At 35.5% G+C, this 15,747-nt stretch carries 14 protein-coding genes and 2 tRNA genes; 15 read left to right on the top strand and 1 reads right to left on the bottom strand.

Annotated features, from left to right (window positions below; genetic code table 11):
- The 4 genes from AC6IWN_RS13565 to AC6IWN_RS13550 all read left to right on the top strand — a co-directional run bounded on the left by AC6IWN_RS13565 (position 1) and on the right by AC6IWN_RS13550 (position 5,973).
- Positions 1 to 969 carry a glycosyltransferase family 2 protein gene (locus AC6IWN_RS13565; RefSeq protein ID WP_497987944.1) on the top strand — a complete coding sequence of 323 codons (969 nt, stop codon included), beginning with the start codon at positions 1 to 3 and terminating at the stop codon, positions 967 to 969.
- Between the two features lie 27 nt (positions 970 to 996).
- Positions 997 to 3,024, top strand: a complete 2,028-nt coding sequence (locus tag AC6IWN_RS13560) for a hypothetical protein (RefSeq protein ID WP_497987943.1) — start codon at positions 997 to 999, stop codon at positions 3,022 to 3,024.
- Positions 3,025 to 3,177: 153 nt separating this feature from the next.
- Positions 3,178 to 4,980, top strand: a complete 1,803-nt coding sequence (locus tag AC6IWN_RS13555) for a DUF6044 family protein (RefSeq protein WP_497987942.1) — start codon at positions 3,178 to 3,180, stop codon at positions 4,978 to 4,980.
- A gap of 486 nt (positions 4,981 to 5,466) precedes the next feature.
- Positions 5,467 to 5,973: an SEC-C metal-binding domain-containing protein gene (locus AC6IWN_RS13550; RefSeq protein ID WP_497987941.1), complete on the top strand. Its 507-nt coding sequence runs from the start codon at positions 5,467 to 5,469 to the stop codon at positions 5,971 to 5,973.
- A gap of 98 nt (positions 5,974 to 6,071) precedes the next feature.
- Here AC6IWN_RS13550 and AC6IWN_RS13545 read toward each other — a convergent pair whose 3' ends face one another.
- On the bottom strand, positions 6,072 to 6,407 hold the full coding sequence (locus tag AC6IWN_RS13545; RefSeq protein ID WP_497987940.1) for a helix-turn-helix domain-containing protein: 336 nt from the start codon (positions 6,405 to 6,407) through the stop codon (positions 6,072 to 6,074).
- Between the two features lie 308 nt (positions 6,408 to 6,715).
- On the opposite strand from AC6IWN_RS13545, the gene AC6IWN_RS13540 reads away from it, so the two are divergent.
- From AC6IWN_RS13540 to AC6IWN_RS13490, 11 genes are all read left to right on the top strand, one after another.
- Complete coding sequence (locus AC6IWN_RS13540) at positions 6,716 to 8,062, top strand: putative glycoside hydrolase (protein WP_497987939.1); 1,347 nt, start codon at positions 6,716 to 6,718, stop codon at positions 8,060 to 8,062.
- Positions 8,063 to 8,140: 78 nt separating this feature from the next.
- Positions 8,141 to 8,515 (top strand): TIGR04086 family membrane protein, encoded by a 375-nt coding sequence (locus tag AC6IWN_RS13535; RefSeq protein ID WP_497987938.1) that lies wholly within the window; start codon positions 8,141 to 8,143, stop codon positions 8,513 to 8,515.
- A 244-nt stretch (positions 8,516 to 8,759) separates the two neighbouring features.
- Entirely contained in the window at positions 8,760 to 9,500 is a 741-nt protein-coding gene (gene rlmB, locus AC6IWN_RS13530) for a 23S rRNA (guanosine(2251)-2'-O)-methyltransferase RlmB (protein ID WP_497987937.1), read from the top strand.
- 30 nt (positions 9,501 to 9,530) lie between these two features.
- Complete coding sequence (sigH, locus tag AC6IWN_RS13525) at positions 9,531 to 10,163, top strand: RNA polymerase sporulation sigma factor SigH (protein WP_497987936.1); 633 nt, start codon at positions 9,531 to 9,533, stop codon at positions 10,161 to 10,163.
- A 7-nt stretch (positions 10,164 to 10,170) separates the two neighbouring features.
- Positions 10,171 to 10,243, top strand: a tRNA-Thr gene (locus tag AC6IWN_RS13520).
- A 223-nt stretch (positions 10,244 to 10,466) separates the two neighbouring features.
- Positions 10,467 to 11,096: a matrixin family metalloprotease gene (locus AC6IWN_RS13515; protein WP_497987935.1), complete on the top strand. Its 630-nt coding sequence runs from the start codon at positions 10,467 to 10,469 to the stop codon at positions 11,094 to 11,096.
- Between the two features lie 233 nt (positions 11,097 to 11,329).
- Positions 11,330 to 11,404, top strand: a tRNA-Pro gene (locus AC6IWN_RS13510).
- Positions 11,405 to 11,510: 106 nt separating this feature from the next.
- Positions 11,511 to 12,410 carry a DUF1848 domain-containing protein gene (locus AC6IWN_RS13505; protein WP_497987934.1) on the top strand — a complete coding sequence of 300 codons (900 nt, stop codon included), beginning with the start codon at positions 11,511 to 11,513 and terminating at the stop codon, positions 12,408 to 12,410.
- A 654-nt stretch (positions 12,411 to 13,064) separates the two neighbouring features.
- The gene (locus AC6IWN_RS13500; RefSeq protein WP_497987933.1) at positions 13,065 to 14,078 is read left to right on the top strand and encodes a methionine ABC transporter ATP-binding protein; all 1,014 of its coding nucleotides are present in this window, start codon (positions 13,065 to 13,067) and stop codon (positions 14,076 to 14,078) included.
- Complete coding sequence (locus tag AC6IWN_RS13495) at positions 14,068 to 14,730, top strand: methionine ABC transporter permease (RefSeq protein WP_497992210.1); 663 nt, start codon at positions 14,068 to 14,070, stop codon at positions 14,728 to 14,730. The genes AC6IWN_RS13500 and AC6IWN_RS13495 overlap by 11 nt, the downstream gene beginning before the upstream one ends.
- A 77-nt stretch (positions 14,731 to 14,807) precedes the next feature.
- Positions 14,808 to 15,620, top strand: a complete 813-nt coding sequence (locus tag AC6IWN_RS13490) for a MetQ/NlpA family ABC transporter substrate-binding protein (RefSeq protein ID WP_497987932.1) — start codon at positions 14,808 to 14,810, stop codon at positions 15,618 to 15,620.
- The last annotated feature ends 127 nt before the right edge of the window (positions 15,621 to 15,747 follow it).

Raw genomic sequence — 15,747 nt, 5'->3', positions numbered from 1 at the left:
ATGAAAAAAATAAGTATTGTAATACCTACTTATAATGAAGAAGATAATGTAATACCATTGAGCGAGGAAATAACTAGATTATTTCATGACGAATTAAGAAATTACAATTATGAAATTATTTTTATAGATAATCATTCAAAAGATAGTACAAGGGAAAAAATAACGGAATTATGTGAAGGGAATAAAAATATTAAAGCGATTTTTAATGCTAAGAATTTTGGACAATTCAATTCTCCCTATTATGGATTACTTCAGACAACAGGAGAATGTACAATATTAATGTGTGCGGATTTTCAAGATCCGCTTCATATGATCGTGGATTTTATAAAAGAATGGGAAAATGGTTATCGAATTGTGATCGGTATAAAATCAACCAGTAAGGAAAATAAGTTGATGTATTTCTTGCGTTCGTGTTTTTATAAATTACTTAAAAAATTATCCGACATTGAACAAATCGAGCATTTCACGGGTTTTGGACTGTATGATAGAAGTTTTATAGAAACGCTCAGAAGTCTAAAAGAACCTAGCCCATTTCTTAGAGGGATTGTTGCAGAATTAGGAACGGATCGAAAAGAGCTTCCTTATGTTCAGGAAAAGAGACGCGCAGGGAAAACAAGCAATAACTTTTATAGACTATATGATGCGGCGATGCTCAGTTTTACATCCTACACAAAGATCGGACTAAGATTAGCAACGATTCTTGGGTTTATATTCTCAGGAGTTTGTTTACTGATTTCTGTGGGATATTTGGTTTTGAAAATTATATATTGGGATCGTTTTCCTATGGGTACAGCACCAGCACTAATCGGTATATTTCTACTGGGTTCTTTACAGCTGGTTTTTATTGGACTGTTAGGAGAATATATCTTGAGTATAAATACAAGGGTAATAAACAGACCATTGGTTGTTGAAGATAAAAGAATTAATTTTGTGGCGGAAAAACCAATTGAGAAGGATTCTGATGATTAACTTAATTATATAGAAGGAGATATTTTAATGGACACAAATAAGACTATTCAGAGAATCAATCAATATGTGGCATTGCTGCTAACTATCTTTACAACGATTATGGTAATACTTTTATTGAATTTTGTTCCTAATAAACTGGATAGTGATTATATCTCCAAAAATTTAATTGCGGATATATCATTATTCTCTCCGGAATTATCTGAAAAACTACAATATATGTTAGGAACAATAACGTTTTTTATCGGATACATCATATATTCCAGATTGATATCGAAAAAAAAGCATTATAAGAATGCGGAGCGTTTATATAGAGTATTATTGATTACCGGATTTATGATTGTGATATTTTTAATCTTATATATAAACTATTTTCAGCCATTCTACTTGTCGTTTATTTGGGATTTCAATAATCCAATCATCAGTATGATTATTATTTTGATAGAGTGTTTTGTTATTATAACAGCGATTTATATATATGAATTATTAAAACGTTATACACATATATGTGGTGCCTTATTATTTTCTTTGACGATTTTAATAATATTAGAATTAGCAAGATCATTTGTCACTTATACCTATTATTATAATGATGTTTTTGTCTCTAATCATTTTGATGCATACTTTTATCCGGTATATAAGGTGTATGCCGGATATACGCCTTTGATTGATTTCAATAATATTTATGGTTTTTATCCGTACCTGTTGGCTCCGATTTTTAAACTAACCGGTGCGATTAATATGCATAGATTTAGCATGGTAATGGCAGCATTAGTCTTTATATCATTATTATCAATCGCAATTACTATATTTTTGTTAGTAAAGAATAAAATGCTTGCATTTATTGGTATCTTAGCTACGGATTTTATCGTTGTTATTCTACCAACATTGTATCAGGGAAAATACTACCTACAAGGATTTCCGCATAGAATTATTTTTCCAACGCTTATTTTACTAATAGGTGCATTGCTTTATAGAATAAAGAATAAAAAATTATATCTATGTGTTGATGTATTGGGTTATATAATATGTACTTTATCTTTAATATGGAATATTGATACCGGTATTGTTGTTGTTATTGCTTATATGGCATTCCATATCTATTTACTTGCTTTGGAATATGATATTAAGATGAAAGAATTCTGGTTAGGAGCATTAAAAAGATTTGCTTTTACTATAACATCAGTTATAGGTAGTTATGTCATATTAATGCTTATCACCTTTGGTAGATCTGGAGAAATTATAAATCCACGTGATATTATATATGGTCAGACTATTTTTTATGGATTGGGGTTTGGCATGATCAGAATGCCTTTCGTACATCCATGGATATTATTAATCATCATCTATATCATCGCTTTAGCTAAATCATTGAATTGCTTGAAGTTTGTTAAAAAATTCAGTGCAGATAAGGATGAATCAAATAATGTAATGTATTTTCTTCTGGCGATTATAGGATTAGGAACATTTATGTATTATCAAGGAAGAAGCCATTTGAATGTGTTTGCCTTTGTGTTATGGCCCGGAATACTAATTCTGATATTACTGGCAGAAGAATATATACTTGATTATTTTAAGCGAATTAAAAACAGATTTTTTACATTTGATAAAATATATTACTTAATCAGAATGGTATTCATAATAAGTGTAATTGGCTTTATATCAACTGCATTTATAAAAGATTATCCAAGCTATATGCATAAGCCAACAAGTACAGAGAAGCAGGAAGAAATTATATCACCAATATTGACTGAAGTAACATCCGGTAAATTAATAAACGAAGAAGTCGATATTATATCGTATCATGCGGCAGTGATTTATTGCCAAAAAAGTGATACTAAAATTGCAAATGTACCGGCGACGATTGATTGGTTTACTAGAAGTGATATACAAAAAGTAATAGATTATATCTCGAAATCGAAGAACTATATGATTATGGATATGGGTTCCTATGATATATTAAACAAAGTCAGTTCTAAAGAATTTAATCAAGCATTAAAACATCACACACTTATCAAACAAACGGATAAATATTATTTGTGGCAGCCGGATAATTAATAGAAAGATAGGTATCAGAAATAATAAGGATGCTGCTGATTCAGATGATTCAGGGGAATCATATGAAAAATATACACGATATGTTGATAAAATAAATAATCAAATTATTATTTATTAGCTGTATTTCGCTACTAGAGTGGGAGGTATAATTTAATGGATTTACCCAGAAAAAAATTTAAATCTATCGATATTGTTTTCTTGATTGGATTGTTTGCTACAACAATTCTTGCTATACCTTACTTTGTTTTGCGTGCAAATTCACTTATTTATATACCTGAACAGCTAGATAGTGAGGTTCTTTTATATATTCTGAAAGCGAAGCACTTGTTTGAAGGCACTATACCCGAGATATTAGGAGGAATTTCATCATCAGCAATAAATCCATCTTCTCCACTTACCACATTATTTTATTGCTTTTTTTCTCCAATTACTGCTTTTATCCTTAATTATTATTTCGTCTTACTCCTATCATTTACCGGAATGTATCTCAGCTTAAAAGAATTGACGAAAAGTTGTTATATTTCTCTTTTTACAGCACTTATTTTTGTTTTATTACCTTTTTTCTCAATTTATGGCCTTTCAATTATGGGTCAACCGTTATTGTTATATGCAATGATATGCTTGGCAAAGCAGAAAAATAAAGTACAATCATTAATTATTATAGCTGTTTTCGTAGGATTTTCTTCCTTGTCTCTAGTCGGATATGTTGATGTTATTTTGTGCATTATTTATTGCTTTGTACAATTCATTCGTCGGAAGAAGCACAACAATAATCGATGGATTTATATTGGAACCATAACATTAATTATGCTTTATCTTTTGTTTAATATCAATTTAATTCTATCGCTCATTTTACCAAGTGACTTTATATCACAAAGAACAGCCTACAAACTTATTCCTGAAAATTTCCGCCAGGATGTAAAGAATATGTGGAAGCTAGGGCATTACCATGCACCATCCTTGCATGCAAGAATTCAAGAATACAGTTTTGCTGGTTTGTTGGTTTTTACCCTTTATTATCGAAGACTAAAATCAGAGAGTAAAAGATTATACTATTTCTTTCTTACACTCTTGGCATCCGCAGCAGCGATTGCAGCATTTTATGGCCTTTGGCATAGTCGTTATGCGATTAATGTCCGCAATCAATTAGGTGGTATTTTTGTTTATTTTCAGTTTGATCGTTTTTATTGGCTTAATCCGGCTATATGGTTTTTTATATTCGGGTTAATATTATATTTTGTAAATGTCATATTCAAAGATATAGAATCCTCAAGGTTTTCTAATGCGATGTCGAATTGGGGGAGGTTTCATATCAGCCCAAAACCCAAAAAATTATTTATAAAATCGATACGATTTATTATATGTGCTTTTCTTATATGTAGTATCGGCTTACACGTGTACACACAAAGCAGCGTAAAGAGTAATGTATCAAATCTAAAAAACAAAACAAACGTAATTGTGAATAATTATGTCAGTTGGAAGCAGTTTTTTGCTGAGGATATATTTTCTCAGATTAAAGATTATATCGGGAGGGATCAATCTTCTTATAAAGTTGCAAGCTTGGCGCTTTATTCTTCCATTCCTCTATATAATGGATTTTACTGTATTGATGGTTATTCGAATAATTACAGTTTAGCATATAAGAATGAATTTCGAAAAATTATAGAAAAGGAATTGGATAAAAGCAAAACGATTCAATCTTATTTTGATGATTGGGGAAACCGGTGTTATCTATTTACAGCACAGTTGGGTACTTCTTATATATATACAAAGAAGGATACGACCAAATTAACCGATTTAGATCTGAATACCAGTCAATTAAAAAATATGGGCTGTGACTTTATCTTTTCAGGAGTTGAGATTGATTCACCAAATCAGAAAGGATTAACGTTTCTTAAATCGTTTGACAGCGAAGACAGTATATGGCGTATCTATGTTTATCGAGTAAAGAAATAAGCATGCAAAACCCCAGGGATACCATTGTCATGGTTAAACAACTCACTTATAAACAGCAAACAACCCACTACATCTTTGCAGTGGGTTGATGCTAAAAAGGGGAGGATAAGTATTTAACTTCTCTTTGGTGCTCATAATTGGAGGGGGAGTCCAATTATGAAAGAGCATACGCATTTACATCCATATAACGGAACGCCTTTGTTCCACATTTGGATATTACTAGTATGAACACATATTTTTTGTTTATTCATCAAAGAAAAATATTTTACACGTAGAAATTTAAAAATTTTCATGTTATACTATGTTTCGCGATAAATAATGGACAGAAAATTGAAAAGCGCCCTAAAAATTTTGGTAAGGGCTCTTTTCAATTCTCTGTCCAAGCGGAAATAGAACATAGCGTTTGTGAATGTGTATAATACATAGACGCCTAGTTCGAGCCGTTAATTATGTAAAGTACGAATAGTACATGAAAGGATGAAAACCATGAGTTTATTACAAGAGTGGAGAGAGCTTGCATACAGCAGCGAGATGGATGAGCGTACCGCAGAACTGTTTTGGGCTAACTATTTCAACATCGAGAGAGAGATTTATAAGGTGATTCTTGCTAATCCCGATAAAGTTTGGGAGGGAAGCGTGGCTTCTCTTGCAAAAGAATTTAATACAGATTTAAGCTGGTTCATCGGTTTCCTTGATGGTGTCAATGACAGCTTACAGGCACCAAATCCTATTGAAGAAATGGATAAGGATACTACCGTAAAGATTCAGATTGATAAAGAAAAATTATACTATAATATGATAGAAGCGAAAGCAGATTGGCTCTATGAATTAGAAGAGTGGGATACCATTCTTACACCTGATCGTAGAAAAGAATTATATCGTGAGCAGAAGAGCTCCGGCACTATCGTTAAGGATAAGAAGATAGGAAGAAATGATCCATGTCCATGTGGTAGCGGTAAAAAATATAAGAAATGCTGTGGCGTAAACGCATAATACAGTTGCAAGAGGATGTTACAAAACGAAAGCTCCCTTTTCGATATATATCTAGGGAACTTAGGAGGTGTGGCATCCTCTTTTTCCTTATGTAATCACTAAATTACTTGATTAAATAATAAATACTTGGTAAATTTCTTAAGCTCAGCGACATTTTCTTGGTTTAATCTCTTATATAAGTCAAAGAATTCAACTATGTTTTTATCCAGTACCTCTCCCCCTACCGGAAGGTACGTATCAGAAACTCCTAGAAGGTAATCACAGGAAACATCGAAATATTTAGATAAAGCAATAAGCTTATCGAATGAAGGTTCATTACGTTCTGATTCATAATTTGATATAGCAGTTGGCTTTACCCCCAGAATATCAGCTAATTCACTTTGTGTTAGCTTATTTTTTAGTCTGAGTTGTTTTAATCGTAAACAAAATCGCATGTTTTATCCTCTCTTTTCTGTGCCCTATATCAGTATTACTTGTATATTCAGAACAATTATAGGACGATAAAAATAGCCATGTCAATATTAATTACATAATTTGTATTGTTATAGTGCGAAATTTGTAATAATTCCGAAAATAATTGCGGCTAATCTTGAATAAAGCAAATTATTAAGGTTATAAAGTTTGGGATTCTACTCCGATTCACGGAACAAAGAATTTCAGGAATAGCAATACTCTTCGTATAATAAGTGAGAATTTGAAGATAATCTAATATATAAATATAAATGAGTAAGGGGTATCCGAGATGGGAAATGAGAATGATTTGAAGATGAACGATAAGAATTCAAATAATAATAATGACAATAAACCGTGGATGTATCTGGTTGTTATTGCATTTCTCATAGGATTATCAATCTGTACCTATTCAATTATGCGGGTTGATTCACTTAGTAAAGAACGAGGTTATAACAATAACACTGATTTTGTACAAAATGTATCACCAAGTCCGGTTGTGAATGGTACAAATAATGAGCAATTATCTCCCACACAAATTCAATCCTTAAATCTCACTAAAGTACCAAGCATGACCCCTTCAGCCCATTCACTAGATAATAAGGATGGTTCAGGAGTGGTTGATGTAGGGACAACGAACACTCCTCCTATTGTAAAAGGAATTTATATTCCGGCCTCAACAGCGGGTTCTAATAAAATAGATGATTTAATTACTCTTGCAGCCTCGACTGAACTCAATGCCTTTGTTATTGATGTAAAGGGAGACAACGGAAAAATCTCTTACAAGATGGATAATACTATGGCTAAACAGATTGGAGCAAATACAGGTACGATATCAGATATCAAGGCACTAACAAGAAAGTTAAAAAGTAAAAACATCTATCTGATTGCACGTATTGTTGCATTTAAGGATCCCTATTTGGCGAGTAAACGTCATGATCTTGCAATTAAGAATAAAAATGGTACCTTATATAAGGATAATAATAATGACTGCTGGGTTAATCCTTATAATAAGAAGGTCTGGAATTATGTTGTAGGTGTTGCAGCGCAGGCTGCAAAGGATGGTTTTGACGAGATTCAATTTGATTATATTCGCTTTTCTACCGGAGAGGCAATCAAGAATGCCGACTTTGGTGCTGCTGCCATGAATAAAACAAAGCAGGAGGTTATCACGGAATTTACAAAATACGCATGTGAAACACTTCGCCCGCTGGGGGTGGCTGTATCTGCGGATGTGTATGGCACGATTATCAATAGTGAGATAGATTCCAGGATTGTTGGTCAGGACTATAAGAGCATGGCGAAATATCTGGACTATATTTGTCCAATGATTTATCCGTCGCATTTTGGTGAAGGTAATTATGGAATAAAATACCCCGATATGAAGCCCTATGACTTGATCTATAAAGTACTGATGAAGTCGGAAGAAAAACTAAAGGAATTACCGAAGGAAAACCATAGAGCAATTGTTCGACCATGGCTGCAGGACTTTACCGCCTCTTGGATAACTCATCATATTCCGTACACAGGTGATGAGGTTAGAGCACAGATTAAAGGAGTTTATGATGCAGGATATGGTGAATGGATGCTGTGGAACTCAGGATGCAGCTATTCACAGGATGGTTTACTCAAAAAATAAGACCTGTCTGAAATTTGTACGAATATATTAAGGGAGTGAATAATATATATCTAGTATAGATAATCCGGGAGGTATCCTATGGATAAGGTTTTACACCAAAATGCAAAAGTTCTTGCTCTGCTTAGGGGGGTGTTGTTTTCTTATATTGTAACAGCATTTGTCCTACTGTTATTGTCCTTCCTGATGTTGAAGATGGATTTATCCGGCGCTGTCATAGGCGGAGGGGTAATATTTGCATATATTTTATCTAATTTTATTGGTGGGTTTTTTGTAGGTAAAAAGCTGGAACAAAAGAAGTTTATATGGGGACTTTTAATGGGAGTCATATATTTTGCAATCGTGTTGGTGGTATGCGTGGCGATGCACCGTGCTTCCCCACTTCCCGTTGGAAGCCTGTTCACATCCTTCATCCTATGCAGTCTCAGTGGTATGCTAGGCGGAATGATTAGTTAGTAGGTAAGCAGTGATAAAGTGAGAGTAGATTGGATTGGGTTCTTCGTGAGATACGATGCCCAATCCTTTTATGGCGTATAAGTGGACAAGGCTTAATTTATATTGAATTTTGGCTTTGAAATGATTATACTAGAAGCAACTATGAGAATATCAGTGGTCTGTGAAAAGAATAGATTGACATAATGATGAACTGTAGATAAGATAATGATACTTCGATAGATAATTTGAAAGGTTAGGTATAAACATGAGATATGAGGAGTTTACAATAGAGGGACGTAACGCAGTGATGGAGGCGTTTCGTTCCGGCAAGACAATTGATCGTTTATTTGTTTTAGACGGTTGTCAGGATGGTCCGGTGAAATCCATCGTCAGAGAAGCAAAAAAGACGGATTGCATCGTTACTTATGTGAAAAAAGAACGTCTGGAGCAAATGTCTGAAACAGGTAAGCATCAAGGAGTAATGGCATATGCTGCTGCCTATGAATATGCTGAGGTTGAGGATATCTTTAAAGCGGCTGAGGAGAAGGGTGAACCGCCATTTGTGGTAATACTTGACAGTATTGAAGATCCGCATAATTTGGGTGCGATCATTCGTACAGCGCATCAAGCAGGCGCACATGGAATCATTATACCGAAGAGACGTGCGGTTGGGTTAACTGCTACGGTTGCAAAGGTATCCGCGGGCGCGATTAACTATCTGCCGGTTGCAAAGGTTACGAACCTATCAACAACAATTGAGGAATTAAAAGAAAAAGGATTATGGTTTGTCTGTGCCGATATGAGTGGCGAGATGATGTATCAATTAAACTTAAAGGGGCCCATCGGTCTGGTTATTGGCAGTGAAGGAGAAGGCGTCGGTCGTCTGATTAAGGAAAAATGTGATTTTACAGCTAAGATACCGATGTTTGGTAAGGTGGATTCTCTGAATGCATCCGTTGCAATGGGAATCATGGCATATGAAATAGTAAGACAGAGATTAAACTAAGAGTAAAGAGATGAAAGGAGGATTGGTGCTTTGAATACTGCAGTAAAATATGATACGTTAACCGATGAAGAGATTTTATGCAGAATTCAAAACGACGATCAGCCTGCAATCGATTATTTGCTTGAAAAATACAAGTATTTGGTGCGAAGCAAGGCGAAGGCGCTCTATCTAATTGGTGGGGATAAAGATGATTTAATTCAGGAAGGGATGATCGGCCTTTATAAGGCAATTCGTGACTTCCAAACCAATAAGGACAGCACCTTCTACTCCTTTGCCGATCTTTGCATCTCACGTCAGATATACAGTGCAATCAAGGCCTCAAACCGTAAGAAAAACATCCCGCTAAATACGTATATATCACTGGATTCCCCTGCTTACAGAGAGGGAAATGATACGGAAGAAAAAGATCCTCTGGTTGACATAATAAATCAAAAATATATTTCAAATCCAGAAGAATTAGTTATTGACAAAGAGAATACCAGTATGATAGAATATGAACTTGTAAGGCGTCTGAGCGACCTTGAAAAGCGTGTTCTTAGCTTGTATATGAAGGATTTAAAGTATGTTCAGATTGCGGAGGTATTAGGAAAAGAGCCGAAGACCATAGACAATGCATTAACAAGAATCAAGACAAAATTAAATCAGGTACTCAGGGAGATTTAAGTCATTTGCTGCCATGGCTCAGTCGGTAGAGCGTCACCTTGGTAAGGTGGAGGTCACGGGTTCGATTCCCGTTGGCAGCTTACGAGAAATCCTAGAAAGTCAGGGATTGTAAGCGAATAAGAGGAAAACAAAAGCACTCGAAAGAGTGCCTTTTTTAATGCCTTATTCAATGAGCGTTTCCAACAGAATACGCCATTTGTTTACATTATTTGCTAAGTATATATTGACAAGCTTTATATTTGGTGATAAACTAAATATGTTAAAATATGACATATTTATATAAGAAAGGATAGGTGGTTAAAAATGAAACATCTTGGTAAAATGAAATTGCAAAGAGTTATATCGTTTTTAATGGTTTTTGTACTTGTATCCTCGATTTTTAGTATCAAAGCAGATGCTAGTTCACTTGATTATGTCTACAGTTACAAATTGCAAAGTGGTAGTGTAGCAAATCTTACATACTATATTGATACTACTGCTAGCCAAGCATTATTTGCAGGGGCAATTGACGATGCAGCGGAGCAGTGGGTGACTGCAACTGCACAGAATTCAACGAAAGCAAAAGTTAAATTAACACGAGTTTATTCTGCTTCAGGCGCTACTATCGTGTTTAAAGCAAAGGGAACTTTTCCATCATGGGCTTCGGGAGTTAACGGTTATACAGAGCTTTATTCTGGGAGCACTCTTGTAACAAATCAAGTTAACCCACCAACCAGTAGTTGGAATAATTGTATCGTATACCTCAGTACTACGTTGACACCAACGACAGCAAAACGTGTTGCTTGTCATGAAATTGGACATTGCCTAGGCTTATGTCATCCCACTCCACCTCAAGGTGTATCATTTACTAGTATAATGTATCCTACAGGTGCTACATATGCATCGAATTCTCCGACATCTTCTGATACAGCACAAATTGAAAAAGTATATTAATTAAGATAGAGAATGCCGCCATTTTTTGGCGGCATTTTTTGTTAAGCATGAAGTGATTTACGTTTGATCGAGAGTCAAATGAACATCATTTAGTGGTAGGTAGCGCCCTTTAATTACCATTTATAGTTATAAAAATTACTTCATGTTTTTATTGACAAATGTTTGGCTCACGTAATATAATAACTTTGCTGTCTTTGGCGGTAGGTTAATTCCGTAGGCTTAGATAGTTAATTCGAGGCGTGGCTCAGCTTGGCTAGAGCGCTGCGTTAGGGACGCAGAGGTCGCAAGTTCAAATCTTGTCGCCTCGATTATTTTATAGGATTTTGATGTGAGCTTGTTCAATAAGCATATTTGATAAACGATTAAGCACGGTTGATTATTCAATCGTGCTTTTTATTCTAAGGAGGAACAAATATGATTCTTTCCGCTTCCCGAAGAACGGATATACCATGCTATTACTCCGATTGGTTTTTAAATCGTATAAAGGAAGGGTATGTACTGACCAAAAATCCGCTTAATCATTCTCAAATCAGCAGGATTAAGTTATCGCCGGATACGATTGATTGCATCGTATTTTGGACAAAGGATCCGGCACCGATGTTGGATAAGTTGCATATGATTGATTTACTACATTACAACTATTATTTCCAGTTTACATTAACACCTTATCATAAGGATATTGAACGGAATTTGCGACCCAAGGAAGAAATAATTCGCACCTTTCAGCAGTTATCGGATCAAATCGGTAAAGAAAGAATGATCTGGCGTTATGATCCAATCATTATCAACCAGAGCATGGATATTATCTATCATTGTGTGGAATTTGAGAAGCTTTGTAAAGCTCTTTGTGGATATACGAATGTTTGCATGATTAGTTTCGTTGATAGTTATCGTAAGTTGAGTAAACAGGTTAAAGAGAGCATTATTACCGCGATTAGTCAGGAACAGATGAGTGAATTAACAATGCATTTATCAAAGATAGCACATAGATATGGGATTAATCTTCAAACCTGTTGTGAGATCGTGGAGACATCCGGTATTGAAGTGACTTCGGTAGCATGTATTGATCGTGATCTTATAGAAAGAATCTGTGGCCATCCAATCAATGAGAAGAAGGATAAGAGTCAACGACCGGGATGCCGGTGCATCCAAAGCGTAGATATTGGTGTTTACAACACCTGTATAAATGGGTGTATCTATTGTTATGCGAATCACAGTGATGCCTCGATCCATAAAAACATTCTAAAGCATAACCCGGATTCTGACTTTCTAATTGGAAAGGTGATGCCGGATGAGGTGATTCGTGACCGATAGAATTATCGGTTTATCATAAAGGTATATCGCTTTATATTAGGCCTCCCACAATATTAGAATATATTTTGGGTGCGAATACAGTACCATTACATACCAATTGTTCCAATAATTGGTATTAATTAAATCCAATTTCAATAATTTAGTATTGACAAACGTTAATGCGGTAATGTATACTTAGCGCATCAATTCATATATAAATAGTATACATTCGGAAGGAGAAAGCGATGAGAACATCATTTGTCACTATGTGCGTTAATATGTGCGGTATGTGTAACATGCCGGTGAAACATGTTTACTTGATAAGTGAATGTGATGTTGTCATGCCGCTAACATAAGTATAAAGCTTGTGTTTCGGAAGAATGATTTCATAAACAGGAGGCTTATCAAGGCACTCCTGTTTTTTTGTGTAATAGGACATTCTCATTATCCCATTATACAAAAAGCCTTCCAGGCAGGATGCGTACTTCGCGGCAATGAAGTTTTGCTTCGCAACTGCTCAGGCGCAAAGTGTCAGCTGGAAGATACTTTATTATACTACGTTTCTCAAGCGCGCGCTTCGAGTAGACCATGGAACGAATGGGAATACTGGAAGAGAAATTAGTAGAATGATAAAATTATGAAATTATGAATTGGAGAAAGTGGAGGTTTGATAATATGAATGAGAAGCCAATCGTAGAATTGGTAGGTCTGGGGAAAGTGTTTCAGAACAAGGACAATGAAGTAAAGGCTTTGGAGGATATTAACTTATCCATCAACGAGGGAGAAATCTTTGGAATTATCGGACTCAGTGGTGCCGGAAAGAGTACCTTGGTACGATGTATCAATTTGCTGGAACGCCCAACTTCCGGAGCAGTTGTTTTTGACGGAGCGGATTTGGGTTCCTTACCTGAGAGAGAGCTCTTAAAAGCCAGACAGTCCATGGGGATGATTTTTCAACAGTTTAATCTACTGATGCAACGAAATACATTGCAGAACATCTGCTTTCCGATGGAAATTGCAGGTATACCAAAAAGCCAGGCAAAAGCAAGAGCATTGGAACTGTTAGAGGTGGTTGGATTATCCGATAAAGCAAAGGCTTATCCTTCTCAACTGTCCGGTGGACAAAAGCAGAGGGTTGCAATTGCAAGAGCATTAGCAACAAACCCTAAAGTATTGCTTTGTGATGAAGCCACCAGTGCACTCGATCCTACGACGACTCGATCTATATTAAACCTATTAAAAGAAATAAATCAGAAACTAGGAATCACAGTTATCGTCATTACACATGAGATGAGCGTGATTGAGGAAATCTGCCATCGTGTTGCAATCATTGATAAGAGCCGTATCGCAGAACTTGGTGAGGTAGAAGATGTATTTGTAAGACCACAGTCTTCCATCGCAAAGCAATTAGTATTCTCTGGTGATACACACATTGAGAGCTTTGAAGGAGAGTATAAGTGCAGGATAATATTTGACGGCAGAACCTCTTTCGAACCGGTTATTGCAAATATGGTATTAGAAAGTAAAACACCGGTTAACATATTATTTGCAGATACCAAGGACATTGACGGGAAAGCATTCGGACAAATGATTATTCAATTACCAAATGATGATATCGGAAGAAAAAGAATACTGAATTATCTTGTGTCGAACCAAATTCCATACGAGGAGGTAAAGAATAATGTTTAGTGAAACCATATTAGGAACGATAGGGATGGGCATTCTTGAAACCCTATATATGACATTGTTCTCATCCTTTATCGCATATATCATAGGGTTGCCGATAGGAATCCTGCTTGTTATCACCGATAAGGACGGTATTACTCCGAACTCTATTTTGAATAAAATCATTGGTGTCATTGTAAATATTGTTCGCTCTGTTCCGTTCATTATATTATTGATTACAATTATGCCGGTAACCAGAGCAATTATCGGTACAACCATTGGTGCATCTGCTGTTGTTATTCCGTTGATTGTATCTTCTGCGCCTTACATAGCCAGAATTGTTGAATCATCCTTGAAAGAGGTTGATAAGGGTGTTATTGAGGCGGCACAAAGTATGGGCGCAAGCCCATTTCAGATTATTTATAAAGTGTTGATTCCAGAAGCAAAACCATCCCTGATTATTGGTAGTGCAATAGCAGTTTCTACTATATTAAGTTATACGGTTATGGCAGGCTTTGTCGGAGGTGGGGGATTAGGTGATATCGCAATTCGCTATGGATATTACCGCTATCAAAAAGATGTTATGTTAGTCACGGTAATATTATTAATTATCATTTTACAGGTTATTCAGGAAATAGGATCAGCAATTACGAAGAAGTCTGATCGAAGATTATAATAGGAAATCTGTTTTCGTAACATACTGATAACAGAAATTGAATTTTAAATATAAACTAACTTAGGAGGAAATAAATTATGAAGAAACTGATAAGTACATTATTAGTATTAACCTTAATCGTGGCATCCTTAGCAGGCTGCGGTAAGAAAGCCGGATTTGATAAAACCATCGTGGTAGGTGCAAGTGCAGTACCTCATGCTGAGATCTTAGAGGTAGCAAAACCTTTAGTAGAAAAAGAAGGCTATAAATTAGAAATCAAAGTATATAACGATTATGTGCAACCTAATGTAGCACTTAACAGCGGTGATTTGGATGCGAACTACTTCCAGCATGTACCTTATATGGATTCTTTTAATAAAGAGCATAAAGCAGAATTGGTTTCTGCGGGAATCATCCACTATGAGCCATTTGGTCTTTATCCTGGCAAGACAAAAACAATCGATGCACTAAAAGATGGTGCTCAGATTGCGGTTCCGAATGATGCATCCAATGAAGCAAGAGCACTTTTATTACTTGAAGAAAATGGTATCATCAAATTAAAGGATGGTGCGGACATTAATGCTACAAAGAATGATATAGCAGAAAATTCAAAAAATGTTAAGATTGTTGAGATCGAAGCAGCTCAGATTGCTCGTTCCTTAAAAGATGTAGATTTAGGCGTAGTAAATGGTAACTACGCAATTCAAGCGGGCTTAAGCGTAGAAAAAGATGCGATCGCTGTGGAAAGCAAAGATTCTTTAGCTGCAGAAACCTATGGTAATATTATCGCTGTAAAAAAGGGAAATGAAAATAGAGAAGATATCAAAGTTTTAATCAAAGCATTACAAAGTGAGGAAGTTAAGAAGTTTATTAATGACAAATATAAGGGTGCTGTAGTACCTAAGTTCTAAATTAAAGCGAGAGGATGGAAGAAGCATCCTCTCGCTTTTCAATTACCTGTCAAGGAATCACTCTATTCCCATTCATTTCACCTCAAGAAGTAGGGGGAGGTGATTGCACCCGCAAGGTTTTCGTGTT

The sequence above is a fragment of the Variimorphobacter sp. HTMS_6 genome, from assembly GCF_059717775.1.
This window is presented reverse-complemented; position numbering and strand designations above follow the sequence as displayed.